This window comes from Desulfitobacterium sp. (assembly GCF_982384815.1).
Genome location: NZ_CEVWNY010000039.1, coordinates 1 through 23,947, shown reverse-complemented (window position 1 = coordinate 23,947; position 23,947 = coordinate 1). Strand labels below are relative to the sequence as shown.

Annotated in this window: 29 protein-coding genes; 28 read left to right on the top strand and 1 reads right to left on the bottom strand. The window is 43.3% G+C overall.

What is annotated here, in order from left to right; translation table 11 throughout:
- Positions 1-289 precede the first annotated feature (289 nt).
- From rpmH to AC1U9U_RS07945, 19 genes are all read left to right on the top strand, one after another.
- Positions 290-424 (top strand): 50S ribosomal protein L34, encoded by a 135-nt coding sequence (gene rpmH, locus AC1U9U_RS08035; protein ID WP_479960033.1) that lies wholly within the window; start codon positions 290-292, stop codon positions 422-424.
- Between the two features lie 126 nt (positions 425-550).
- Positions 551-889 carry a ribonuclease P protein component gene (gene rnpA / locus AC1U9U_RS08030; protein ID WP_479960032.1) on the top strand — a complete coding sequence of 113 codons (339 nt, stop codon included), beginning with the start codon at positions 551-553 and terminating at the stop codon, positions 887-889.
- Between the two features lie 6 nt (positions 890-895).
- Positions 896-1,102, top strand: a complete 207-nt coding sequence (gene yidD, locus AC1U9U_RS08025; RefSeq protein WP_479960031.1) for a membrane protein insertion efficiency factor YidD — start codon at positions 896-898, stop codon at positions 1,100-1,102.
- 11 nt (positions 1,103-1,113) lie between these two features.
- Positions 1,114-1,809 (top strand): YidC/Oxa1 family membrane protein insertase, encoded by a 696-nt coding sequence (locus tag AC1U9U_RS08020; RefSeq protein WP_479960030.1) that lies wholly within the window; start codon positions 1,114-1,116, stop codon positions 1,807-1,809.
- A gap of 29 nt (positions 1,810-1,838) precedes the next feature.
- Positions 1,839-2,477: an RNA-binding cell elongation regulator Jag/EloR gene (jag, locus tag AC1U9U_RS08015; protein ID WP_479960029.1), complete on the top strand. Its 639-nt coding sequence runs from the start codon at positions 1,839-1,841 to the stop codon at positions 2,475-2,477.
- Positions 2,478-2,620: 143 nt separating this feature from the next.
- A complete protein-coding gene (mnmE, locus tag AC1U9U_RS08010) occupies positions 2,621-4,000 on the top strand; it encodes a tRNA uridine-5-carboxymethylaminomethyl(34) synthesis GTPase MnmE (protein ID WP_479960028.1) in 1,380 nt (459 codons plus the stop codon).
- 8 nt (positions 4,001-4,008) lie between these two features.
- Positions 4,009-5,922 (top strand): tRNA uridine-5-carboxymethylaminomethyl(34) synthesis enzyme MnmG, encoded by a 1,914-nt coding sequence (mnmG, locus tag AC1U9U_RS08005; protein WP_479960027.1) that lies wholly within the window; start codon positions 4,009-4,011, stop codon positions 5,920-5,922.
- Positions 5,912-6,652 carry a 16S rRNA (guanine(527)-N(7))-methyltransferase RsmG gene (rsmG, locus tag AC1U9U_RS08000; protein WP_479960026.1) on the top strand — a complete coding sequence of 247 codons (741 nt, stop codon included), beginning with the start codon at positions 5,912-5,914 and terminating at the stop codon, positions 6,650-6,652. Before mnmG ends, rsmG begins: the two co-directional genes overlap by 11 nt.
- A 253-nt stretch (positions 6,653-6,905) precedes the next feature.
- A complete protein-coding gene (locus AC1U9U_RS07995; RefSeq protein ID WP_479960025.1) occupies positions 6,906-7,667 on the top strand; it encodes a ParA family protein in 762 nt (253 codons plus the stop codon).
- On the top strand, positions 7,660-8,511 hold the full coding sequence (locus tag AC1U9U_RS07990) for a ParB/RepB/Spo0J family partition protein (RefSeq protein ID WP_479960024.1): 852 nt from the start codon (positions 7,660-7,662) through the stop codon (positions 8,509-8,511). The genes AC1U9U_RS07995 and AC1U9U_RS07990 overlap by 8 nt, the downstream gene beginning before the upstream one ends.
- Positions 8,512-8,620: 109 nt before the next feature.
- Entirely contained in the window at positions 8,621-9,097 is a 477-nt protein-coding gene (locus AC1U9U_RS07985; RefSeq protein WP_479960023.1) for a transposase zinc-binding domain-containing protein, read from the top strand.
- Positions 9,088-9,297, top strand: a complete 210-nt coding sequence (locus tag AC1U9U_RS07980) for a transposase (RefSeq protein ID WP_479960022.1) — start codon at positions 9,088-9,090, stop codon at positions 9,295-9,297. Before AC1U9U_RS07985 ends, AC1U9U_RS07980 begins: the two co-directional genes overlap by 10 nt.
- 974 nt (positions 9,298-10,271) lie before the next feature.
- The gene (locus AC1U9U_RS07975; RefSeq protein ID WP_479960021.1) at positions 10,272-11,456 is read left to right on the top strand and encodes an ABC transporter substrate-binding protein; all 1,185 of its coding nucleotides are present in this window, start codon (positions 10,272-10,274) and stop codon (positions 11,454-11,456) included.
- 121 nt (positions 11,457-11,577) lie between these two features.
- Complete coding sequence (locus AC1U9U_RS07970) at positions 11,578-12,459, top strand: branched-chain amino acid ABC transporter permease (RefSeq protein WP_479960020.1); 882 nt, start codon at positions 11,578-11,580, stop codon at positions 12,457-12,459.
- A gap of 10 nt (positions 12,460-12,469) precedes the next feature.
- Positions 12,470-13,552 (top strand): branched-chain amino acid ABC transporter permease, encoded by a 1,083-nt coding sequence (locus AC1U9U_RS07965; protein ID WP_479960019.1) that lies wholly within the window; start codon positions 12,470-12,472, stop codon positions 13,550-13,552.
- Between the two features lie 16 nt (positions 13,553-13,568).
- A complete protein-coding gene (locus AC1U9U_RS07960) occupies positions 13,569-14,390 on the top strand; it encodes an ABC transporter ATP-binding protein (RefSeq protein WP_479960034.1) in 822 nt (273 codons plus the stop codon).
- A gap of 5 nt (positions 14,391-14,395) precedes the next feature.
- Positions 14,396-15,097, top strand: a complete 702-nt coding sequence (locus tag AC1U9U_RS07955; protein WP_479960018.1) for an ABC transporter ATP-binding protein — start codon at positions 14,396-14,398, stop codon at positions 15,095-15,097.
- A gap of 307 nt (positions 15,098-15,404) precedes the next feature.
- Positions 15,405-16,097: a DUF554 domain-containing protein gene (locus AC1U9U_RS07950; protein WP_479960017.1), complete on the top strand. Its 693-nt coding sequence runs from the start codon at positions 15,405-15,407 to the stop codon at positions 16,095-16,097.
- Positions 16,098-16,193: 96 nt separating this feature from the next.
- Positions 16,194-16,691 carry a DUF4446 family protein gene (locus AC1U9U_RS07945; protein WP_479960016.1) on the top strand — a complete coding sequence of 166 codons (498 nt, stop codon included), beginning with the start codon at positions 16,194-16,196 and terminating at the stop codon, positions 16,689-16,691.
- Between the two features lie 170 nt (positions 16,692-16,861).
- Here the strand turns inward: AC1U9U_RS07945 and yyaC are convergent, their stop codons facing one another.
- The gene (gene yyaC / locus AC1U9U_RS07940) at positions 16,862-17,431 is read right to left on the bottom strand and encodes a spore protease YyaC (protein WP_479960015.1); all 570 of its coding nucleotides are present in this window, start codon (positions 17,429-17,431) and stop codon (positions 16,862-16,864) included.
- Positions 17,432-17,616: 185 nt separating this feature from the next.
- On the opposite strand from yyaC, the gene AC1U9U_RS07935 reads away from it, so the two are divergent.
- The 9 genes from AC1U9U_RS07935 to ychF all read left to right on the top strand — a co-directional run.
- Positions 17,617-18,648, top strand: a complete 1,032-nt coding sequence (locus AC1U9U_RS07935; protein WP_479960014.1) for a YkvI family membrane protein — start codon at positions 17,617-17,619, stop codon at positions 18,646-18,648.
- Positions 18,649-18,803: 155 nt separating this feature from the next.
- Positions 18,804-19,148: a hydrogenase maturation nickel metallochaperone HypA gene (hypA, locus tag AC1U9U_RS07930; protein WP_479960013.1), complete on the top strand. Its 345-nt coding sequence runs from the start codon at positions 18,804-18,806 to the stop codon at positions 19,146-19,148.
- Complete coding sequence (gene hypB, locus AC1U9U_RS07925; protein ID WP_479960012.1) at positions 19,145-19,822, top strand: hydrogenase nickel incorporation protein HypB; 678 nt, start codon at positions 19,145-19,147, stop codon at positions 19,820-19,822. The genes hypA and hypB overlap by 4 nt, the downstream gene beginning before the upstream one ends.
- The gene (locus tag AC1U9U_RS07920; protein ID WP_479960011.1) at positions 19,819-20,232 is read left to right on the top strand and encodes a tetratricopeptide repeat protein; all 414 of its coding nucleotides are present in this window, start codon (positions 19,819-19,821) and stop codon (positions 20,230-20,232) included. The genes hypB and AC1U9U_RS07920 overlap by 4 nt, the downstream gene beginning before the upstream one ends.
- A gap of 137 nt (positions 20,233-20,369) precedes the next feature.
- Positions 20,370-20,996 carry a CBS domain-containing protein gene (locus tag AC1U9U_RS07915; protein WP_479960010.1) on the top strand — a complete coding sequence of 209 codons (627 nt, stop codon included), beginning with the start codon at positions 20,370-20,372 and terminating at the stop codon, positions 20,994-20,996.
- Between the two features lie 164 nt (positions 20,997-21,160).
- Positions 21,161-21,925, top strand: coding sequence for a CvpA family protein (locus AC1U9U_RS07910; RefSeq protein WP_479960009.1), 765 nt, complete (start codon positions 21,161-21,163; stop codon positions 21,923-21,925).
- 46 nt (positions 21,926-21,971) lie between these two features.
- Entirely contained in the window at positions 21,972-22,886 is a 915-nt protein-coding gene (locus AC1U9U_RS07905; protein ID WP_479960008.1) for a mechanosensitive ion channel family protein, read from the top strand.
- 39 nt (positions 22,887-22,925) lie between these two features.
- Positions 22,926-23,132: a DUF951 domain-containing protein gene (locus tag AC1U9U_RS07900; protein WP_479960007.1), complete on the top strand. Its 207-nt coding sequence runs from the start codon at positions 22,926-22,928 to the stop codon at positions 23,130-23,132.
- An 81-nt stretch (positions 23,133-23,213) separates the two neighbouring features.
- On the top strand, positions 23,214-23,947 hold a 734-nt coding region (gene ychF / locus AC1U9U_RS07895; RefSeq protein WP_479960006.1), incomplete at its 3' end, for a redox-regulated ATPase YchF.

Below are 23,947 nucleotides of genomic sequence, written 5' to 3'. Positions count from 1 at the left end.
TACACATTTGTGGATAACTTATTAAAATAGTTGCTGTGTATAAAAGAATTGAGTTAGAACTTCATATTTCTAGGCGGTGTAAAAACATAATACCAAGTTTTCAAAGGGTTATCAACAGGAAGTTAGTTATAAAGATTATTTATTCACAGGTGGATAACTTTTTAAATCCAAAAGTTATCCACACTAATAATATTGTATTCCGCCTTGACAGGTTTAAAAATATTAGAGTATAATTTCTAGAGATGTGCTATTTTTTGTTTTTTCCCTTTGAAGGAGGTGCGAATAGAAAATGAAAAGAACTTGGCAGCCCAAGAATCGTCGCCATAAAAGAGTACATGGATTCTTAAAAAGAATGAGTAGTACAACCGGAAGAAACGTGCTTAAACGCCGTCGTTTAAAGGGGCGGAAGAAATTATCAGCTTAAGGCCGCAATCTTGTGGCCTTTTTCCATACATTTTATTTTTTCATTAGTAAATTCTTATGATTAGGTTTATTATAGGGTACAGCGAGTAAAACTATTTAATACAAACTTTGTAGCTACGGAGGAGCCATGTTAAAGAGAGATCTTAGATTGCGTCAAAAATCTCTTTATAGAAAGGTTTTTGCCCAGGGCAAAAGTTTCTCCGGAAGATATGTAGTCATTTATGTGACACAGGGCCCTTCTAAATTTGGATTTATTGCCTCTAAAAAGGTCGGAAATGCCGTAGTACGCAATCGGGCCAAGCGTTTAATGCGCGAGGTTATGCGTAATCATCTTCTTGAGATTAAAGATAATACCCAAATTATTTGTATTGCACGCTCATCCATTAAAGGAGTTTCATATAGCCAAGTAGAAAATAGTATTTTAAAAAGCTTGAAAAAGGCACAGGTCATTAATGGACCGGGGTAAAACACAATGAAAACTTTACTTATCGGTTTAATTCGTTTTTATCAAAAATTTATTTCCCCTTTAAAACGACCTTCATGTCGTTTTTATCCTACATGTTCTGAATATTCTATCCAGGCCATAAAAAAATATGGGGTAATCAAAGGAGTGGGAAAATCCATTGTCAGGATTTCTAAGTGCCATCCCTTTCACCCCGGTGGATATGATCCAGTTTAAGGAGGGTTCTTGTGAGTATATTTGTACAATGGATGACAGAATTATTAAAGTGGTTATATAATTTAACGGATTTGATTGGATTCGGGAGTTTTGGCTTAGCAATTATTCTTTTAACTATTATTATTAAAACAATAATTTACCCTCTAACCTGGAAACAGATGAAATCAATGCGTAAAACTATGGAAATTCAGCCAAAACTTCAGGAACTTCAAAAAAAATATAAAAATCAACCAGATAAACTTAACCAAGAAATGATGGAATTGTACAAAAAGCATAATGTAAACCCTGCCGGTGGTTGTCTTCCCTTGATAGTTCAGTTGCCTATTTTTTGGGCCTTATATCGAACCTTGTTTACTTTTGGTAATTATATTTCAGATCCCAGTCAGGCTATATTTCTATGGTTCAACATTACTGAGAATCATAATATAGTTCTCGCCGTTTTAGCCGGTGCATCAGCATTTATTCAAACTAAACTGAGTACTATGTCCAATCCCGCTGTGAATACGAAGAAAGACGGGAAAGCGGATGTCGCTCAATCCACTCAGAAAACAATGCTATATTTCATGCCGGTTTTTATGGCTTATATCAGTTGGACAGTACCTTCTGGTCTTGCTTTATATTTCGTAACTATGAATATTGTTTCGATTGTTCAACAGATTTACATCAATCGCAAACTTGATAAGGAAACGGCGGAAGCTGCTGCCTAGGGTTAGTTCGGTGATAAGGGAGGATATCCATGAGAGTTGCTGAAAAAACAGGTAAAACTGTGGAAGAGGCCATAAGTGCATGTCTTAATGAATTAGGCGTTGAGCGTGATCAGGTAAAGATTGAGGTATTAGAAGAACCAACTAAAAAGGGACTTTTTGGTTTATTAGGTACCACCCTCGCTAAAGTACGTGTCAGTTACGAGGATTGTCCCGGCGAATTGGCTTGTGTATTTTTAAAAGATGTATGTTTGGCTATGGGTGTAGATGCAGAATTAAAATACACCCAACAAGGTCAGCATTGGCTTATTGATATATGTGGAGAAGAGCTTGGCATCTTAATCGGAAGACGCGGTGACACATTGGAGGCGCTCCAATATTTGGCTAATTTGGCTGTAGCTAAGCAGCTTTCGGAAAGAGTACGGATTATTATTGATGTGGAAGGCTATCGTCAACGGCGCGAAGAAACCCTAGTTCGTTTGGCTAAGAGACTTTCCGATAAAGTAAAGCGTACCGGAACTCGAGTAGTCCTAGAGCCTATGAATCCTCATGAAAGACGGATTATCCACACTGCTTTGCAAGATGATGCTCGAATCTCTACCTTTAGTGAAGGGGAAGAGCCCAATCGTAAAGTGGTTATTTCCTTAAAGCGGTCAAAAGAGATTTCCTGAGGGGTAAGGTAACCCCTCTTTTTCTTTGCCTGTATTCTCTTTTATGTTTATTGGTATATTAGTGTTTAGTGGTGGTAAATTGTAGGGAACGACACAGGGATCGTTCCCCGGTAGAATTATTGATTGAAGTGGAGCGGATCCTTGTGGATGATACGATTATTGCTTTAGCGACGGCCTTAGGGGAAGGAAGTATTCATGTTTTAAGATTAAGCGGCCCACAAGCCCGGGATATTATCGAAAAAACCTTTGTTCCTCGTAACCGGAAGCGTTGGCAAGAAAATAATAATTATACTCTTCACCTGGGGCATTTTTATGATAATGACCGGCTTCTTGATGAAGTGCTTATTGGCAGAATGCATTCCCCCAGCTCTTTTACCGGTGAGGATGTTTATGAAATCAATTGTCATGGCGGCCTCTATGTAGCAGAACGGATTATGGAGGCTTGTCTAAAATTAGGCGCCCGAATTGCCGAAGCCGGTGAATTTACGAAAAGAGCCTTTCTTAACGGTAAGTTGGATTTAATCCAGGCCGAAGCGATTGTGGATCTGATTGCCGCAAAAACGGATATTTCCGCTAATCTGGCACTTAATCAGATGGGAGGTCATCTATCCCAAAGAATTTCCGCCTTGCGGGAGCAAGTGCTTGAGACACTGGCCTTTATCGAGGCGGGCATCGACTTTCCCGAAGATGATGTAGAAAGCCTCGATCGCAATTCCCTTTTACTGCGAATCCAAAAGGGAATTGATTTAAGTCAGGAATTATTAAATGGCAGCAAAACAGGTAAAATTTTGAGGGAAGGGATGCTGACAGTTATTGTAGGACAGCCGAATGTTGGCAAATCCAGTCTTCTCAATGCTCTTATGCAGGAAGAGAGGGCTATTGTTACAGATATCCCCGGAACTACCAGAGATGAAATCCGCGAGTCGGTCAATGTCGGGGGGATATTATTGCAACTTGTGGATACGGCGGGAATTCGTGAAAGCGAAGACCTTGTTGAAAGACTTGGTATTGAGCGTTCATGGAAAGCTATGAAGAAGGCCGACCTGATTCTTTTGCTGATTCAGGCAGGTCAGGACCTTATGCCCGAAGAAAAGGAGATTTTACAAAAATATAGCAATAATTGTATAGTTTTGATCAACAAAATAGATATGTTTTCCGATTATAGGAAACGGCAAGAGATGCTTGATTCTTACGATCTTAATTCTGGTGTTTGGATACCCTTTTCAGTAAAAGAAGGGGTTGGCTTTAACGAGTTAGAGGAAGAAATTAAGCAGCGGGTTTATCAGGGTAGGGATGAACGGGCTAAGGAGCCTTTGCTTTCGAATATTAGACAAATCTCCTCATTGGAAAAGGCATTGCAAGCTTTGCAAAGCGGCCACGAGTCAGTAAGAAGAAATCTGCCTTGGGATTTGGTTTCCATAGATATCCGTCAAGCACTTCAAGAAATCTCGCAAATTACCGGTGATAATGTTCAGGAAACTTTATTGGATGATATATTCTCAAGATTTTGTATAGGAAAGTAGGAGGAATAGTGGAATACTTTGCAGGTAAATATGATGTCATAGTAGTAGGTGCCGGACATGCCGGCTGTGAAGCAGCTTTGGCAGCCGCACGCATAGGGTGCCAAACGCTGCTTATTACCTTAAGCCTTGACACCATTGCTCATATGCCTTGTAATCCTTCCTTGGGGGGACCGGCAAAGGGCCATCTGGTGAGGGAAATAGATGCTTTAGGCGGACAAATGGCGATTACTGCAGATCAGACTTCCCTCCAAGTCAGAATGCTTAATACTGGCAAGGGTCCTGCAGTTCATGCTCTACGGATTCAATCAGATAAACAAGCTTATCATCTTAATATGAGGGAAGTTATTTACGGTCAAAAGAATTTAACCCTGCTCCAAGCTCTTGTTGAGAAGATCGAAACAAAAGATGGATCCGTCAGTGGAATAGTTACCCGGACAGGCGCACGCTATGAGGCCCCTAATATTGTATTGACCAGCGGTACCTATCTACGGGGACGTATTATTATCGGAGACACGATGTACGAAGGTGGTCCCAATGGACAACAGACTGCAATGAACCTTACCGGGGAGTTAAAGAAACTTGGCCTGGAGCTGGAACGTTTTAAGACAGGTACACCGCCACGGATTCACCGTCGTTCTGTGGACTTTTCCAAGTTTACCATTCAGCAGGGGGACTCCATTCCTTGGCGTTATTCTTTCATGCCTACGGAGAGTAAGTTCTGGGGAAGGGATGTAGATAAACAAATTCCTTGTTGGTTAGGTTATACTACTTCCGATACCCATAAAATTATTCAAGATAATCTTCATCGGGCACCTATGTATTCGGGGAAAATCGAAGGAATTGGTGCACGCTATTGTCCTTCCATTGAGGATAAAGTGGTGCGCTTTGCTGAGCGATCTTCTCATCAGATTTTTCTTGAACCGGAGGGATGGGATAGTGAGGAGCTTTATATAGCCGGATTATCTACCAGTATGCCGGAAGAAATCCAGTATGAGATTTTGCATAGTATACCAGGATTGGAAAAGGCTGAACTACTACGACCGGGTTATGCCATTGAGTATGACATTGTTAAACCGCATCAACTATTTTTGAGCCTGGAAACAAGAAAGATTCCTGGGTTATTCACAGCCGGTCAATTAAATGGAACTTCGGGGTATGAAGAGGCTGCAGCTCAAGGACTGGTGGCCGGTATCAACGCGGCCCTAAGGACTAAAGGGAAGGAACCGTTTATTGTACGCCGTTCAGAAGGTTATTTGGGAGTACTCATTGATGATTTAGTCAATAAAGGGGTAAAAGAGCCCTATCGACTGCTTACTTCAAGAGCCGAATATCGTCTTATCTTAAGACAGGATAATGCGGACTTACGCTTAACTCCTCGGGGGCGAGAAATCGGCCTGGTTGATGATGAACGGTGGGAGATTTTTCAAAGAAGAAAAGCTACCATATCTCAGGTTCATCAATTGTGGAGACAGACCACCTTTTCACCGCGTAATGAGCAATTAGTAAAGGTATTGGCCTCGGTTGATTCTACTCCTGTTCACGGTGGCGTAACAGCTGAAGAATTGATGAGAAGGCCGGAAATAACGATAAATGAGATAAAACAACTTATGCCGGAGCTTGCGGAAATTGAAGAGGAAGCCTTATTGGAGGCCGGAATTGAGATTAAATATGCCGGCTATATTGAAAAGCAACTTAATGAAATTGAACGATTTGCCAAGATGGAGGAACGGCTGATTCCCCCTGACATTAATTACGATGAAATTAAGGGTCTTTCAACAGAGGGAAAACAAAGGCTTAAGGAAGTATTCCCCACTAATGTTGGCCAAGCCTCACGGATCACAGGTGTAAACCCGGCGGATATTTCCGTTCTCCTTGTTTATCTTGAACAAAGACGTAGAAGGGGGCAGATCAATGCTACCTGAGCACAAGGAGCTCCTTTATAAACTAACCCTAGAAAAACTAGGAATAGAACTTACTAATAAGCAAATTGAACAGTTTTCTAGCTATGGAGACTTATTAGTCGAATGGAATGAAAAGGTGAATTTAACAAGTATTACGGAGCCCGAAGAAATTATCTTAAAACATTTCGTTGATTCTATGTCTTTAGCAGTGGTAACAGGGGGACGGGATTGTTGTCAACTGGGTAATAGATTAGCTGATATTGGTACCGGAGCTGGGTTTCCCGGTATTCCGTTGAAGATTATTATGCCGGAAGTAAAAGTTTACTTGGTTGATTCTTTGGCTAAACGTCTTGATTTTCTTAAAGTTGTTATCAATGAATTAGGACTGGAGAATACCGAGACTGTACACTCACGGGCTGAAGATTTCGCCAGAGATCCCCGTTTCAGGGAATCTTTTGAGTGTGTAACTTCTAGGGCTGTGGCCCGTTTACCTGTTTTGCTGGAATATGCAGTTCCTCTCCTCAAAATAGGTGGTACATTTTTAGCTGCCAAGGGGTCCCAAGTAGATGAAGAGATTGCTGAAGCAAGAAAAGCACTGCAAGTTTTAGGGGCAGAAATCAAGGAGGTTAAGCGTTTAAATTTAGGAGTGGAAGCAGAACATCGGGCTATTATTCATATCGAGAAAATTTCCCCCACATCAAAGGCTTATCCCCGAAAAGCGGGAACACCTGCCAAGAAGCCTTTGCTTTAATAGGAGAAAGCACTCTTAGGGGTGCTTTTTTTGCTAGTCAGCAAGTATAAGTCTGCGGGCGCATAAGGGCAACCAGCGACTTCGCTTTCGCTAAAGCTCGGCGAAGCCGGGTTTTCTTTAATGTCATCAAGAGGAATGCAAAGGATCTTATAAAATACCCTAGTTTTATTAAGTGTGATTTGATAATATTAGTAGGAAAGTATGAGAGCGGCTTTTAGAACAATTGCTATTTGCTCACGAAGGGAGGTTGCACATGGGTAAGATTATTGCTATCGCTAATCAAAAAGGCGGTGTAGCCAAAACTACTACCGCAATCAATCTAAGTGCTTGTCTAGTTGAATTGGGAAAGAGAGTGTTGCTTATCGACCTTGATCCCCAGGGTAATGCCACCAGTGGCTGCGGTATAATGAAGAATAAGCTTGCCGATAGCATTTATGATGTACTTATTAATGAAGTTCCCCTTGTCAAGGTCGTAAAAAAAACCGAACTAACAGGCTTGTTTATTGCACCGGCAAAAATCGAGTTAGCCGGTGCGGAAATAGAGCTGGTGACTTTTGAGAAGAGGGAAGGAAGACTTGCTAATGCTTTAACAGATATAAAAGACGACTATGACTTTATCTTAATTGATTGTCCGCCTTCCCTAGGGCTGCTTACTTTAAACGCCTTGACAGCTGCCACCGATGTATTGATCCCGGTACAGTGTGAGTATTATGCACTGGAAGGGTTAACCTTGCTCATGGATACAATTAATCGAGTCAAGAGAAGTCTTAACCCGAATCTTAATATTTTAGGGGCGCTTTTAACAATGTTCGATGCACGCACAAATCTAGGTATCCAAGTTGTCGATGAAGTAAAAAAGTATTTTAAGAGTAAAGTATTTTCAACTATTATACCGAGAAACGTAAGATTAGGAGAGGCCCCAAGTCATGGACAACCAATAGTGCTTTATGACAATCGTTCACGGGGGGCCGAGGTATATAGGGATTTGGCCGAGGAGGTGCTACAACGTGTCTAAAAAAGCCTTAGGAAGAGGTTTGGAAGCTTTGATTGGTGCCGAACCGGTAGGAGAAAGTAACATCCGGGAGGTTGAACTGACCAAAATAATGCCAAACCCGGATCAGCCGCGAAAGGGATTCGATCAAGAAAGTCTGGCAGAGCTGGCTGCTTCCATTAGGGTTCATGGTTTGCTTCAACCTATTCTTGTTCAACCCAAGGGGGATGAATATGTTATTATTGCAGGCGAAAGACGTTACAGGGCAGCGAAACTGGCGGAGCTGACTAAGGTCCCCTGTTTGATACAAACAGGTAGTGAACAGGAGTTGGCTGAAAAGGCTCTAATCGAGAACATACAACGTTCAGATCTTTCCCCTGTAGAAGAAGGGCTGGCTTATGCCAGATTAATCAAAGAATATGGGTTAACGCAGGAACAAGTGGCGGAGAGAGTGGGCAAAGGAAGACCCACTATTGCTAACCTTCTCCGAGTTATTCAACTTCCGGAGCCGATCCTTTATTTACTACAAAATTATAAACTTACTCTTGGACATGCAAAGGTCTTACTCGGGATAAAAGATAAATCTTTACAAGTTTTGTTAGCGGAAAAAATAGCTAAAGAGAATTTACCGGTTCGGGAGTTAGAAAAACTGATAGAAAAGTATTCCGAGGAAAAAGAGAAAGAGAAGCCACAACCACCCAAGAAGCCCTCTTACCTTTTTAATCAAATTGAAGATAAGCTTAGGCATTCATTTCAGACCAAAGTAAAAGTGAAGGGCAACTCTGGGCGAGGCAAAATAGAGATCGAGTATTTTTCAGAGGATGAGTTCAACCGGCTCCTTGAACTCTGGAATATACAGGTTGACTAAAAATGTTCCACGTGGAACATTTTTTTATTTAATCAGAAAGTATAAGTTCGGTGGAGGGTTCCCCCTTTACTTGCGCGTTCGGTAAAATGGAGTTATGGAAGCAAACATTTTGAGACGGATATTTTTCGATGAGCATAAACATTGGGATCGATTTATAGAGAAATACGGAACTCGAATAAGACCTATTGTGGTTAAAGAAGTTGAAAAGTCCCGTAATTGTGGCAGCCCTAAAAATGGGTTCAAGCTTTTAGTATGTGAAGGCTGTCATGATGTGCGAGTAGTACCTTACCGGTGCAAGGGGAGATTCTGCACAACATGTTCCAGTGGGGAGACAGAGGAATGGAGCCGGATGATGGCAGAGGATGTTATGCAGGTTAATCACCGGCATATCATCTTTGCAATAGACGAGGGATTAAGGGTTATCTTTCAAAAACACCGGCAGTTGCTAAAACCTTTGATGGCTAAAGCCGTTAGAATTATTCAAGAGTGGTTTAAGAAGAAGTTTAAATTAACTCCGGGAGTCTTTACGGGACTTCTACGTTTGGCTCCCGAATTAACTTCAACCCCCCTGTCCATATGCTTGTAACAATGGGTGGAATGAAGGAAAGTGGAGAAGGCTTCTATGTTTATGCCTCGAAACAGAAAGGAAATGTAAAAGTACAACTCGGATATATTGGTCGTTATATTCGTCGCCCCGCCATTGCCTTACATCGGATTGAGGAATATGACATTCTGTATGATACTTTTAAGTATCACGATAAAAATAATGGACAAGAGAAACGGTAAACACTCATCGTAGAAGTGTTAATCTCGCGAGACCCCGCGATTAATCGTGCACATACCGGTTAAGCAATTTAAAACGAACCGTTATTTTGGTGTATACTCTCGTTATTAAACCGCAATGCAATACTCTAGTTTCCGTTTGGCAAAAAGAGGTAAGGAAATGGCTCGCAAAAGTAAAAAAGACGGTAACGCGAAGGAAATGGGAGCAAAGAATTAAAGAGCAAATAGGAAAAGACCAATGGTATGTCCCCATTGCCAATGTTATTATGAATACAAGGGTGAAGTCTGCCTAAAAGACGGACAACTAAAAATAAAGCACGCCAAATGCGAGACAAGCAGAGCATGCCTAGAAAGGATGATCAATAATTTCACCGGTATCAAAAAAACGCAAACTCAGCAAAAAGAAGTAGCCCCAAAGCGAGAGAAGCCTGCTGAAGAGTTCGGTCAAATATGTTTGTTTACAGTGTGATGAGCAAGAGGAGATCCCGCTAGAAGTAGTAAGGGAATTTGATGCTATGGATGATGGGGACTCAACCGTGCCACCGCAGTTCTGCAGTGAAAAATGCGGCGGAGAAATGTATCCAGAGTATTAGAGAAATGTATCCAGAGTATTATAAGGGACTTCATGGTTACGAATATAAGATTTCTGACGTTAAAGGACAATAAAGGACCGAGGCTCTGCCTCGGTTTTTCTTATATGGATGACACATCAAACATTTTTAATGACATAATGCGTAATATTCGTCAGTTAGATCTGTTATATTCTTTTGTATAAAAATATTTATCTGTTGCATAATATTTACCTTGACAGGCAGACACTTGAAAGCTAAACTTATCTTATCTTTCTGATTATTTGGGGGCCGGAATTGTCTACGGCTTTGTAGTCGCAACATAATTCAAGAGAATATGTGCTATTACATTGTTGATATTTTCGCAAACCTGAATAATCATAAAATCTGTTAAAAGGAGAAGGTATAATGAAAAGAATGTTCGGTATCGTATTCTCTCTCGTCCTGACCCTTGGTCTTCTGTCCGGTTGCGGAGGCACAGATAAAGCTCCTGCCGGAGAAAAATCCAACGCAGGCGGCAAAGAACCGGCTGCAGCCGCCTTTAAGCTTGGCGGTACCGGTCCTCTGACCGGTGGTGCAGCCATCTATGGCAACGCGGCCAAGAATGGCGCGCAGATAGCTGTTGACGAGATTAATGCCTTGGGCGGCATCAAGTTCGAACTCAGATATGAAGATGATGAGCATGACGCCGAGAAGGCCGTTAATGCTTACAACAAGCTGAAGGACTGGGGTATGCAAATTTCCCTCGGCTCCGTGACCAGCACGCCCGGTGTAGCCACCAGTGCCGAGACTTTTAAAGACCGGATATTTGCCCTGACTCCCTCCGCATCCGCTCCCGCTGTCACCGAGGGTAAGGATAATGTCTATCAGATGTGCTTCGCCGACCCCAACCAGGGTTCAGCTTCCGCTCAGTATATCGCTGACAAAAAGCTTGGCACAAAAATTGCGATAATCTACAAGAATGACGATGTATATTCCAAGGGAATCTATAATACTTTCGCCGCCAAGGCCAAAGAACTGAACCTGGCGATCGTCTCCACAACCACCTTTACCGAGGACAGCCAGACCGACTTTTCCGTTCAGCTGGCCGACGCCAAGAAAAACGGCGCCGACTTAATCTTCCTGCCTATGTATTATACCCCGGCTTCTCTGATACTCCAGCAGGCTAAGTCTATGGACTACTCCCCCAAATACTTCGGTGTGGACGGCATGGACGGCATCCTGACTCTCGAGAATTTTGATGCATCCCTGGCTGAAGGCGTTATGCTGCTGACCCCCTTCAGTGCCGACGCTACCGATGAGCGCACTGTCAACTTTGTCAAGAAATATCAGGAGAAATTTAAAGAGACTCCCAATCAGTTCGCCGCCGACGGTTATGACGTCGTGTATGCCTACAAGAAAGCCATTGAGACTGCCGGCATCACCCCCGACATGAAGGCCGCCGATATCACTGAGAAACTGATTCAAGTATTCCCCACTATTTCTGTTGACGGACTTACCGGTGAGAAAATGACGTGGGCTGCTACTGGTGAAGTTTCTAAGACCCCTAAGGGCATGGTTATTGAAAAGGGCACTTACGTCGGTATGGATTAAGAGAATGCTGCCCTTTCAAATGGTTTGTTGAGAGGGCTGCCGAGTTTGTGCTCGGCAGCCCTTTATCCTTCATGTGCACCCTTTTCCGAATATACTCAAACTAAATGAAGGTGTGTGTGTTATGACCTTTCTTTCCTTTCTAATCAGCGGACTCAGTCTTGGTAGCGTCTATGCCATCATAGCCCTGGGCTATACAATGGTCTATGGCATTGCAAAAATGCTGAACTTTGCCCATGGCGATGTGATCATGGTCGGTGCCTATATTACTTTCTTCGCCACCACCCGGGGGAATCTGCACCCAGTCGTCGGAGTGCTTCTCGCCGTGGTGGTATGTACTATCCTAGGGGTGACCATAGAACGCTTAGCCTATAAGCCGCTGCGCTCAGCCCCCTCTTTGGCCGTGCTTATTACAGCGATAGGTGTCAGTTATTTTCTGCAGAATGCCGCTTTATTGCTCTGGGGCTCTAATCCCAAGGCGTTTACATCAGTAGTAGGAAATGGATCACTGAAACTTTTCGACGGCCGGCTGACTATCTCCGTCATTGCTATTGTCACTATCGTCGCCTGTCTTATAATTATGGTCGCGCTGACCTGGTTCACAGGGAAGACCAAAATGGGCAAGGCTATGCGCGCCTGCTCGGAGGACAAGGGAGCGGCTCAGCTAATGGGCATCAACGTTAACTTCACCATCTCCTTCACCTTTGCCATCGGCTCTGCTCTGGCGGCGATTGCCGGCGTTCTCCTCTGCTCCGCTTATCCCACCTTGATGCCCACCACGGGCTCCATGCCCGGCATCAAGGCTTTCACTGCCGCCGTGCTTGGCGGCATCGGCTCCATACCCGGCGCTATGATCGGGGGAATACTCTTGGGTATCATCGAAATATTCGGCAAGGGTTATATCTCTACGCAACTTTCCGATGCCATCGTGTTCTCCGTCCTTATTCTTACTTTGTTGGTCAAGCCCACCGGTCTTCTGGGCAAACAGATCAACGAGAAAGTATGAGGTAGCTGCTATGATAACAGTGAAAAAAACTACACGTAACAACATCTTCACTTACGCTCTTGTTATAGTGTCTTATATTATTGTCCAATTGCTTATAAGCGGCGGCAATATCAGCTCCTCCCTTCAAGGGCAGCTGGTTCCAATCTGCGCCTATGTGATCCTGGCGATTTCGCTGAACCTGACCGTAGGCATACTGGGTGAGCTGTCTTTAGGTCATGCAGGTTTTATGAGCGTCGGTGCCTTTGCGGGTGTGGTGGCTGCTATAAGCTTGGAGCATATCATACCCATCACGCTCCTGCGCTTAATCGTAGCTCTTATCGTAGGTGCTCTTTTCGCCGGAATAGCCGGTTTCCTTATCGGGATACCTGTCCTGCGTCTTAAAGGCGACTATTTGGCCATCGTCACTCTGGCTTTCGGGGAGATTATAAAAAATATTACCAACATCCTTTATGTAGGGAAAGATAAAGCAGGGCTGCACTTTAGCTTTCTTACCGACTCTAATGCCCTGAACCTTGGTGACGGCGGCAGAGTAATTATCGACGGCCCCCTAGGAATCACCGGTATACCCAAGCTATCCACTTTCACCATGGGATTTGTCCTCATCCTGATTACTCTGTTTATCGTTCTTAATCTGATTGACAGCCGTTCAGGACGGGCCATTATGGCGTTGCGCGACAACCGCATTGCAGCGGAGAGTGTGGGTATCCACGTCACTAAGTACAAGCTGATGGCTTTTGTCACCTCCGCCGCCCTAGCCGGTGCCGCAGGTACGTTGTTTGCCATGAATTATTCCACCATCATTGCCTCTAAGTTCGGCTTCAATACCTCGATCCTGATTCTTGTTTTTGTGGTCCTGGGAGGTCTGGGTAATATTCGGGGCTCGATCATCGCCGCCACCGTACTCACCATACTTCCCGAGATGCTGCGTCAGTTTAACAGCTACCGTATGCTTTTATATGCAATCGTTCTCATCCTTATGATGCTGGCCACCAACAATGATAACTTTAAGAGCCATTTACGGGCTTTAAGGGAAAGGTTGCTTCCCTCAAAATACAGAAAAGGAAAGAGAGGTACGGAAAATGGACAAAGCTAACAGAACTGAGACAGAGATGGTTTCCGTGCCCTCCACCAACAGTGTTCCTGAGCGTGATGTGGACACGCCGCCGGTGCTGGAAGCCCGCAACCTAGGTATAAACTTTGGCGGACTTATGGCTGTTAATGGTTTCAACATGACCATCGAACCTACGGAGATTGCCGGACTCATTGGCCCCAATGGCGCAGGAAAGACTACTGTGTTCAACCTGCTTACCAAAGTCTATCAGCCTACCGAAGGCACCATCCTGCTGGATGGCCGTGATACCCACAATATGACTACAGTACAAATAAACAAAGCCGGTATCGCCCGGACCTTTCAAAACATCCGTCTTTTCTCAAATCTATCGGTTGAGGACAATGTAAAGCTTGGCATGCATAATCATATCAACTACGGTATGTGGAATGGCATTCTCCGCCTCCCCGCTTACTGGAAAGGCGAGAAGCGTGCACATGAGAAGGCCATGGAGCTTTTGTCCATCTTCGATATGGAGAGCCTGGCGGAGAAGCAGGCGGGATCATTGCCCTATGGCGCCCAACGCAGACTTGAGATAGTTCGCGCCTTAGCTACGCAACCCTTGCTGCTGCTCCTGGATGAACCTGCCGCCGGGATGAACCCCTCCGAGACAGCCGAATTAATGGATAATATCGTGAAGATTCGTGATACCTTTCAGATCGCAATTATGCTCATTGAGCACGACATGAATCTGGTCATGGGCATTTGCGAGAAAATAAGCGTGCTTAATTTCGGCAAAGTAATCGCCACAGGCACCCCCAGCGAGATCCGGAACAACCCTCAAGTCATCGAAGCTTATTTAGGCAAGAAGAGGGAGGGCTGACCACTATGTTGAAAGTCGATGATATAAACGTCTTTTACGGTGCGATACACGCCATAAAGGGTATCTCCCTGGAGGTCAACGAGGGTGAGATAGTAACTCTGATAGGGGCCAATGGCGCCGGAAAGAGCACCGTCCTAAAAACTATTTCCGGCTTACTGCGTTCCAAGACAGGCGGCATAAACTTCCTGGGAAAAGACATCACTTCCACGGCACCCCACAAGATCGTGGAACACGGTCTGGCTCATGTCCCCGAGGGTCGGCGCATTTTTCTGCAGATGACCGTCCAGGAAAATCTGGATATGGGGGCATATACCTGTCCTTCCGGTTGTATCAAGGCCGAAATGGAAAAAGTCTACGCTCTTTTTCCACGGCTTCTGGAACGCCGCAGACAGGTTGCGGGCACACTCTCCGGAGGTGAGCAGCAGATGCTGGCCATAGGCCGGGCACTGATGAGCCGGCCCAAACTTCTGATGCTGGATGAGCCCTCCATGGGCCTTGCGCCTATTCTGGTGGAGCAAATCTTCACCATTATCCAAGAGATGAACAAGGCCGGAACCACTGTACTTCTTGTGGAGCAGAATGCTCAGATGGCCTTATCTATTGCAGATCGGGCCTATGTGCTGGAGACCGGCTCCATCTCAATCTCCGGCACCGGCCAAGAATTGTCCGAGAGCGATGAGATCCGCAAGGCCTATCTGGGAGGCTGAGCTGAAGACACCGGATGGATAAGGCACCATCTTAGAATTTTAAGAAGTTTCTTCTTTTAGGCTACACTGATATTGCAGTGTAGCTAATTATTTGTTGGGAACACTTTCGATGACTGACTAATGGGAATAAAAAGATCGCTCTTAGCCAAATAACATAACTATACAATTTTATTGAAATCTTTGGTCTCATAGGCTATAATCCTAATAATTATCAAAAATGTTCCGCGTAAAATATCATAATGCCCTAAAAAATGTTCAAAGAAATTTAGTATACAAAACTGTTCTACATAATTTTGAAGGTGATTGGGTGCTTGGAACTATCGTAAATTCGTTAGCAATTATTATCGGGTCATGCTTGGGAATCATATTTGGCAAGGCCCTACCAGAGAAGATGAAAAAAACGGTTATTCAGGGAATCGGATTAGCGGTTATCTTGATTGGGTTAAGTATGGCCATGGGAACCAACAATCCTATCGTGGTAATTGCGAGTTTAGTTATTGGTGGTATACTTGGTGAATGGATAGATATTGAATTGCGGCTTCAGCAATTAGGCCGGCTTCTCGAGAAAAGATTAGCAAAAGGAGGAAATGGCGGTACCTTTACCAAAGGATTTGTCTCCTCCAGTCTAATGTTTTGTGTAGGAGCAATGGCTATTATGGGAGCTCTCGAAAGTGGGTTAAAAGGCGTTCACGATATCCTTTATGCAAAATCCTTGCTGGATGGAATATCTTCGATTGTCTTGGCATCTTCCATGGGGTTAGGAGTTTTGGTGTCGGCAGTTCCTGTTTTTCTTTACCAGGGAGGGATAACTGTTTCCGCTGCGTTATTGCAAGGAATACTTTCAGACCCGGTAATTGCTGAAATGAGCGCAACCGGCGGTCTTTTGATCGTTGGTATCGGGATAAACATTCTTGAAATTAAAGAAATAAAGGTGGGTAATCTATTACCGGGAATATTTATAGCGATTCCCTTAACGATTATTTTTACCGGGCTATTATAGTCAGGATTGCCGGTTATATTTGATTTCTGAACGAACTCTAAGTCAAAATGAAAATTTATTTTCAAGAAAATGAATAAGCAGAACTGAGGAGAGTTTATGAATATTGAACAGATACCTCTATACTATTGGGCCATTGCCGTTCTTGGCTTGTTGTATATAATCCAATTATTCCTGACGATTTCTTTAAGCGGTAAACTAAAAAAGTTTCAGAAGGCATATTTGGCACTCCAGACATTCCTGGACGGAAGCTCATTAGATCAAGAGCTTAAAGAATATATAAAAGAAGTTAAACAAAACAGCACAGAATTAAACAGTCTCGAAAAAAGGACAGATCTAGTTGAAAGCAAACTACGGGCCTCGGTGGACAGGACCGAACTGATACGTTTTAGTGCTTTTGAAAATATGGGAAGCGAACTTAGTTTTGCCCTGGCAATGCTAAATCAAGAAGGTAACGGGGTTGTACTCTCTTCGATTAATAATCGCGAAGAATCAAGAGTATATGCAAAGCCGGTTGTAAAGGGTGAATCAACTTATCATCTTTCCGAGGAGGAAAAGAAGGTAATCAATAAGGCTAAGGAAACCATCAGCGTGTAGGTAATAGTAGAATAGAATGCATCATAAAGTAAATATTAAGAAGTAAATATTAAGTTGGAAAGCCACCATGCAACGCTTTACGTAAAAAGCTATCTCTTTATGGCAGAGATAGCTTTTTACGTTGAACCTTTAAAATTATAAATGCGCAAAAGATTTTCCGTAGCTTTTAGCTAGGAAATCCTTGTTTTTATATAAGCATTAGCAAGTAGATTGCTGATACTATTTGCCATTTTCCAAACTAATCCAAGCCTTGTATTTTGAAGGACCATATACTCCATAAATCCGCCTACATTAACAATACCTGTTAAATGAGCTTCGCCTACAGCAGGAAGGTCTTTATGGACTCCGGCACCGGGCTTAAGAGGCCCGTTTGCTAAGGTAATGCTGCCAACCGAGTCCATTTTTCCTAAGCAGGCATCGATGGCAACAATAAAGGGATTGTGATAACAGCTTTGAATATACTGGATATTATCGCTTAGATTTGTTGCATGGACCGGCTGATCCAAGGTGCCTAATACAGTCAGTTTTGGCAGAGCCAAGCGGCTTAAGCTTGTCCCTGTCAAGGGCCCCAAAGCATCCCCAGTGGAACGGTCGGTGCCGATACATAGTACAATTAAGGGACGGTGGCGCTCCGTCTTTAAGACTTCAGCTAGGCGCGTTTCCATCTTTTGCGTACCGACTAGATCTTCAAAGTGAGCCTTGTACTTAGACGAATCGGTAAAGACCGAAAGAATACTCATTACTTTCTCATCCTTCGCACTTATCTATGCGTAAATAGAGGAATCTATCTTAACTGCACCGATAAGCTCAAATAGTATTTACGATAACCATAAATTGTCAACACCTACTTTGATTATTCCCTCCTTCACAGGAATTTATGCATGAGTACGAGGAAGAGGCCATAAGGATGTGAGGGGGGGATATCATGAAGATTAGGGTAGCATTTCAAGTTGCTGCAACTTATATTGGCGCGGTGATGGGTGCTGGGTTTGCTTCCGGTCAAGAGATTCAACAGTTCTTTATTAACTTCGGCAGTAAGGGGTTATTGGGTATCCTCATAAGTGCAATTCTTTTTGCCCTGCTGGGGTGGATTATGCTAGATCTGCAGAGACGCTGGCGCATAAATTCTTATACAGAGTTCTTTGCATCTCTCCTCGGAAAAAAGTGGGGGAGCCGAATAGATATCTTAATTAGCATTCTTCTCTTTATTGGTATGACCGCTATGTTATCCGGGGCGGGAGCAGTTTTCCGGCAGTATTTTGACCTTTCCTCTTGGGTAGGGGTAGGATTAACGGCCATGATGATTGCACTTGCACTTTGGTTTAAAGGAGAAGGGGTCCTTTGGATCAATAGCATGCTCATTCCCTTGAAATTTGTTTTTTGCATAGGGATCGCCCTTTGGGCAATTTTATTTGCTGAGGGAGCTAATGGCTCCGGTTATGTGGAAACGGCTAATCCATTGGTGCAAAATTGGTTCTTTGCCGGGATTCTTTACGTTTCTTTTAATCTTACCTTAGCAATGGTCGTTTTTGCTTCTCTAGGCAAAGAAGTTCAAAAGCCCGAGGCCCGGATAGGTGCCGTAGCCGGAGGTTTAGGACTTGGCCTATTTGCTCTGGTCATTGGTCTGGCCCTATTAAGTTTTCCTGAGGTAAAAGGATTTGAAATTCCCATGGTGGCAGTAGCCGGAAGCCTAGGGACGTGGCCAGCCTTTTTTTATGTAGTGGTTCTGTGGCTAGCAATGCTGACAGCGGCTATTGGCGATGGGTTTAGTTTAATTAAACATATGGAGAAAAAATTTGGCCTAAATTATCGAAGAGCAATTATTCTGCTTTTGCTTATTGTTATCCCTATATCCGGGATAAAATTTTCTCTGATAGTTAAGACGATATATCCCTTATTCGGATACATGGGCTTAATTTTTCTCCCCACCTTATTTTGGGCTTGGCTAAAAAAATAGGATATTCTTGCGGTTCAGGTTCAATTTGGGATAATATATAGGAGACATACGTCGGATGGAAGGATAAATGAAAGTTCAGGCGAAGTTTATGGTAGAAGAAATTCCGGTTATAAGATCCGGAACTTAATTAGCGCAGCCCTGGGGGGAGTGATTTGGTGCACGAGATGTCATTGATGAGTGGAGTATTCGAGGTTATTGAGTCCACCTTAGCTCAGCATAAGGTAAAAAAAGTAACGCAGGTTAAACTAAAAATCGGTAGATTAACCAATGCTGAGCCTGATGCCATGCAAATGGCCTTTGAGGCCTTTGCGAAAGGCACAATCAGTGAGGGAGCGGAGCTTCTTATTGAAGTGATTCCGGTTCGCGGCCGTTGTAAAAGTTGCGGTAAAGAGTTTTCGGTACCCGGTCTCGCCTTTACCTGCCCGGTATGCGAAAATTTTGGGATCGACATTATTCAGGGGGAAGAACTGGTTCTGGAAAGTTTGGAGGTTGAAGAATGAGCTCGCAGCGCGAAATAACCGTTATGGCTAATTTACTACATAATAATGATATTCATGCTGAAATTAATCGCCGGCATTTTAAAAAAAACAAGTGTTTAGCGATAAATATCATGGGTTCACCTGGAGCAGGAAAAACCACACTCTTAGAAAAAACGCTCGCTCTTTTAAAAGAAAACCATGGGGTTGCTGTTATTGAGGGAGATATTTTTACCAGTAAAGATGCCGATCGCATTGCCGAGCATGATGTCCAGGTAATTCAGATCAATACCGGGGGCGGCTGCCACTTAGACTCTAAAATGGTGGAAAAAATTCTTCCTGAATTTCAGTGGAGTAATCTGGATCTAATGATAATTGAAAATGTCGGGAACCTGGTTTGCCCTGCAGATTTTGATCTAGGGGAGGATTTTAAGGTTGTAGTGCTTAGTGTTGTTGAAGGAGACGATAAGCCCGCTAAGTATCCGGTTATTTTCAGAAATTCAAAGGCAGCTATCTTAAATAAGATGGATCTGCTTTCCTTTGTGGAAACAGACCTGAATAATATGAAGGCAGATATCTTAAAAATTAACCCTGAAATAAAAATCTTTGAAGTATCCTGTCGCACCGGGGAAGGACTAAACCAATGGGTTCAGTGGCTTAGTGAACAGGTACAACAAGCAAAGGGTAGTGACCAATGAATAGCGGCCTTTACCAACAGGGAATGGAATATCTTGAGCAGGGACGCTTGAGAGACGCTGAGGCGGCATTTATAAGTTATCTTCAAGAGAATCCTGATGATGCCATGGGTTATAATAAATTGGGTATTGTCTATGGTAGGAATGAGGATTTTGAGCGGGCTAAATCTTGTTTTCTGCAAGCTATTGAATTGGATAAGGATTGTATTCATGCCTGGAACAACTTAGGGAATATTGCCCGCCAAACAGGAGATCTCGAAAAAGCAAAAGAGTATTATCAAAAAGCACTGGCAATCGACCCCGCTAACCAAATTCCGGCAAGAAACTTAAAAGCCGTAGAGAGGCATCTTAAATGGGCACCATCTAAACTCCTCGGGATTTTTCGCAAAAAAGAATCGGAAAATGAAAAATAAAGTACTTTATAGATGCTATTCTTAAAGATAACGGGACGTCGGGTTTTTGCCAATATGGACTAAAATGAAGGAAGTTTGGCTAGGAACGGAGAATACTCCTAGCAGAATTGAGAGTGTTGAAAGAAAGGGTGATATTTATGTACGTGAAGCAATTCATGACTACTCGAGTTTTTACAGTAAGCCCGGATGATAATATCGCAGATACAATGGCTCTCATGAGGGAAAAACAAATTAATCGTTTACCGGTTGTTGAAAAGGGAAGACTAGTCGGAATTGTTACGGATGGAGACCTCCGTGAAGTATCTCCTTCCCCGGCTACGACACTGAGTATTTTTGAACTTAATTACCTGGTGGGAAAAACCCCCATACGTGAAGTTGCAGTCAAAAAAGTCATCACCTGCACTCCGGATACTAAAATAGAGGACGCTGCCCTTTTGATGAGGGAACATGGAATTGGGGCGTTACCGGTTGTAGAAGAGGGCAAATTAGTAGGAATTGTTACCGAATCAGATATTTTCGATACCTTTTTAGATATTATGGGCTTCCGGAGCCCCGGGCAACGCTTTGTCATTGAGACTAAGGATGAGGTAGGTGTAATGGTGGATCTTGCTTCCATCATGAAAGAACACGACGTCAATATTACCAGTTTGGCTGTCTATCATTTAAGGGATAATCGGGTGCAGATCCTTGCCCGCCTTAACGGGGAACGAGTTAAAGAGGTTAAAGAAAGCTTAATTGCCAAAGGATATACCTTAAGTCATTAAAGGGGCTGGGTGATTTTAAATTAATTAACCATTAAATATTACTATTGTTCTACTTACGAAATCTTAGTATTAGTTATCGGAGCACCCAAAAGGGTGCTTTTACTTTAGCCCATTCTATGGTATGAATTATAATGAAGAGGTTAGGTATAGGGAGGGGGAAGTTTATGAATTTTTTCGATATTCTAGTTCTAGGCATTGTTCTTTTAGGGGCAATTAAAGGGTATCGAAAAGGTCTTATTTCCGGTCTGGTTAGTCTGGGGGGGAATCTGCTGGGCCTAGTCCTGGCCGGAAAATATTATCCCATTGCCCTCCAGTGGCTGGATAAAAACACCGCTCTGCGCAATTGGTTGGAAGGTGCGACTTATAAACGGATACTTCCCTCAGTTGAGGCTAAGGCCGAGCTTGCCCAAGGGCAAGCTTTGGAAAGGATTTTATCCATGTTTCCGGATGGATTTCGTGATATTCTTGGCGGCTTAAATTTTCATGGTCTCCAGCTCTATACGGAAAATGCTTTGCACTCCATAGCTTTGAATATCTCGCAAGTCCTTGTTGACAATCTTTTAAAAATTATTTCCTTTGCGATAGTTTATTTTGGAGTTCTCATAATCATTGAGATTGCTTCTGTGATAATTTTAGCACCTTTAGGGTTGTTCTCAGGTACCATAAACGGAGGTGGAGGATTAATCGCCGGCGGATTGGTTTCTTTTGTAGGGTTTGCAATATTTATCGGTTTGTTCTCTCCTTTTTTTTCCCTTATAGGTTCAGGGAGCATTTTAGAGGTTTTACAAAGTTCCAGGTCCTATCCCTACTTAATGCAGACCTTCTCCTTCTTGGCCGATTTTTTACGCCTTAATATTGAGCAGGGCCTCACCATTCCCTTGGATTTTAAGGAAATACCCTTACCCGATCCTAATTCAATCAACTTATAACGTGGATAAATTCATTGTTTTGGAGAAATCCTGAATTAAGACTCCCATGTGGCAAAAGCCCAAACCACTTGTCATCCTAAAGAATGAGGTAGATAACATGGACATGGCTGTATTTCTGCTTGCCCTTAATCTTGGCTCTCTAAATTGGGAAAAGTATGGCACTACTTTTCTGGAAAAGGGAATTTATATACTTTGGGTTTTAGTGATCGCTAAAGTCGCTTATGAGATTGCGATCTATTTTCTTCGTCGCCTTCTCGTTGCTAAAAACGGTAAGCGTATTTTTAATGAACAAAAAGCCAATACCCTTTTCCCCTTGCTGAAAAGCATATTTTTTTATGTTATTACTTTTACAGTAATAATTAATTTACTTAAAAGTGTCTTTGGCCTGGATACCGGGACTTTGTTGGCCTCGGCAGGGGTTTTGGGGGTGGCCATTGGTTTCGGCTCCCAAAGTTTGGTAAAGGATGTGATCGGTGGTTTCTTCATTCTCTTTGAAAATCAGTTTGCTGTGGGAGAGTATATTAAGGTCGGGGAATTTTCCGGGACAGTTGAGGAAATCGGGTTAAGGGCCACCCGTTTAAGGGATTGGGGGGGAGAACTGCATATTATCCCTAACGGCAGCATTACCGCGGTAACCAACTATAACCGGGGAAAAATGAGGGCCCTGGTAGACATATCCATTCCGTACACCGAGGATTTGGATAAGGCTATTGAGGTTATGCAAGGGGTCTGTGAGAAAGTCGGGACTCTTTTCAAAGAGAAAATGGTAGATCTACCGGTTGTCCAAGGGGTGATTAAATTCGGAGAATTTACTGCTGTGGTCCGAGTTGTAGCTTATACAATACCTAATGAGCAATGGGGAGTAGAAAGAGAGATCCGCAAAAGGATCTATAAGGCCTTTAATGAGGCAGGCATCAATATTCCTCAGGCCCATTTAATAATGGAAAGAGAAAGATCTTAAGCTAATGCAATCCCGATGATGGCAAAGGAGGTAGAACAGATGATACCTTTACAGGTAGGAGACCTTATCCGTCTGCGCAAACCACATCCTTGTGGAAGTACCGACTGGAAGGTGATGCGGACGGGCATGGATTTTCGCATTCAATGTGTAGGTTGCCGGCACCAGGCCTGGATTCCGCGGGTAAAGCTCGAGCGGCAGCTTAAGGAAATTCTCCGGAAGATAGATGATCCAAAGGAAAGCCGATAATGCACTGCTCAGAATGCTTGCGGTTTATGAATTATTCCCATATAATCGTAGAGGTTAGAATGTGCTGGAGGTTTAAAGAAAATGACTTTGCATGCGGGAATTGTCGGTTTACCTAATGTGGGTAAATCGACCTTATTTAATGCCATAACTCAAGCCGGTGCCGAAGCGGCTAACTATCCATTTTGTACGATTGATCCTAATGTAGGGATTGTTCAGGTACCGGATTCTCGTCTTCAGGTCTTGGCCGATATGGTTAAACCGGATCGGATCGTTCCTGCTACCGTGGAGTTTGTGGATATTGCCGGACTGGTCAAGGGTGCCAGTAAGGGAGAAGGTTTAGGGAATAAATTTTTATCCCATATTCGGGAAGTGGATGCTATTGTCCATGTGGTTCGTTGTTTTGAAGATAGCAATGTGGTCCATGTGGAAGGAAGCGTGGACCCCAAAAGGGATATTGATACAATTCAATTGGAATTAATCTTAGCTGATCTGGAAAGCGTGGAAAAGCGTTTGGAGCGTTCAGCCAAGCTTTTAAAAAGTGGAGAGAAAAAAGCTCAAGTCGAGGTTGCTCTTTTGAAGCGCTTAAAGGAAACCCTGGATGCTGGTCAGGCAGCAAGGGGTTTGGATTTTAGTGATGAGGAAAAGGAAATATTAAAATCTTTCCCTCTCTTAAGCATGAAACCTGTTCTCTATGCTGCCAATGTCAGTGAAGAGGAAATCTCTGATCCTGATGAGAATCCTTTTGTACAGAAAGTCAGGGAGATTGCCAAAGCAGAGAATTCCGAGGTTGTGGTAGTCTGTGCGAAGATTGAAGC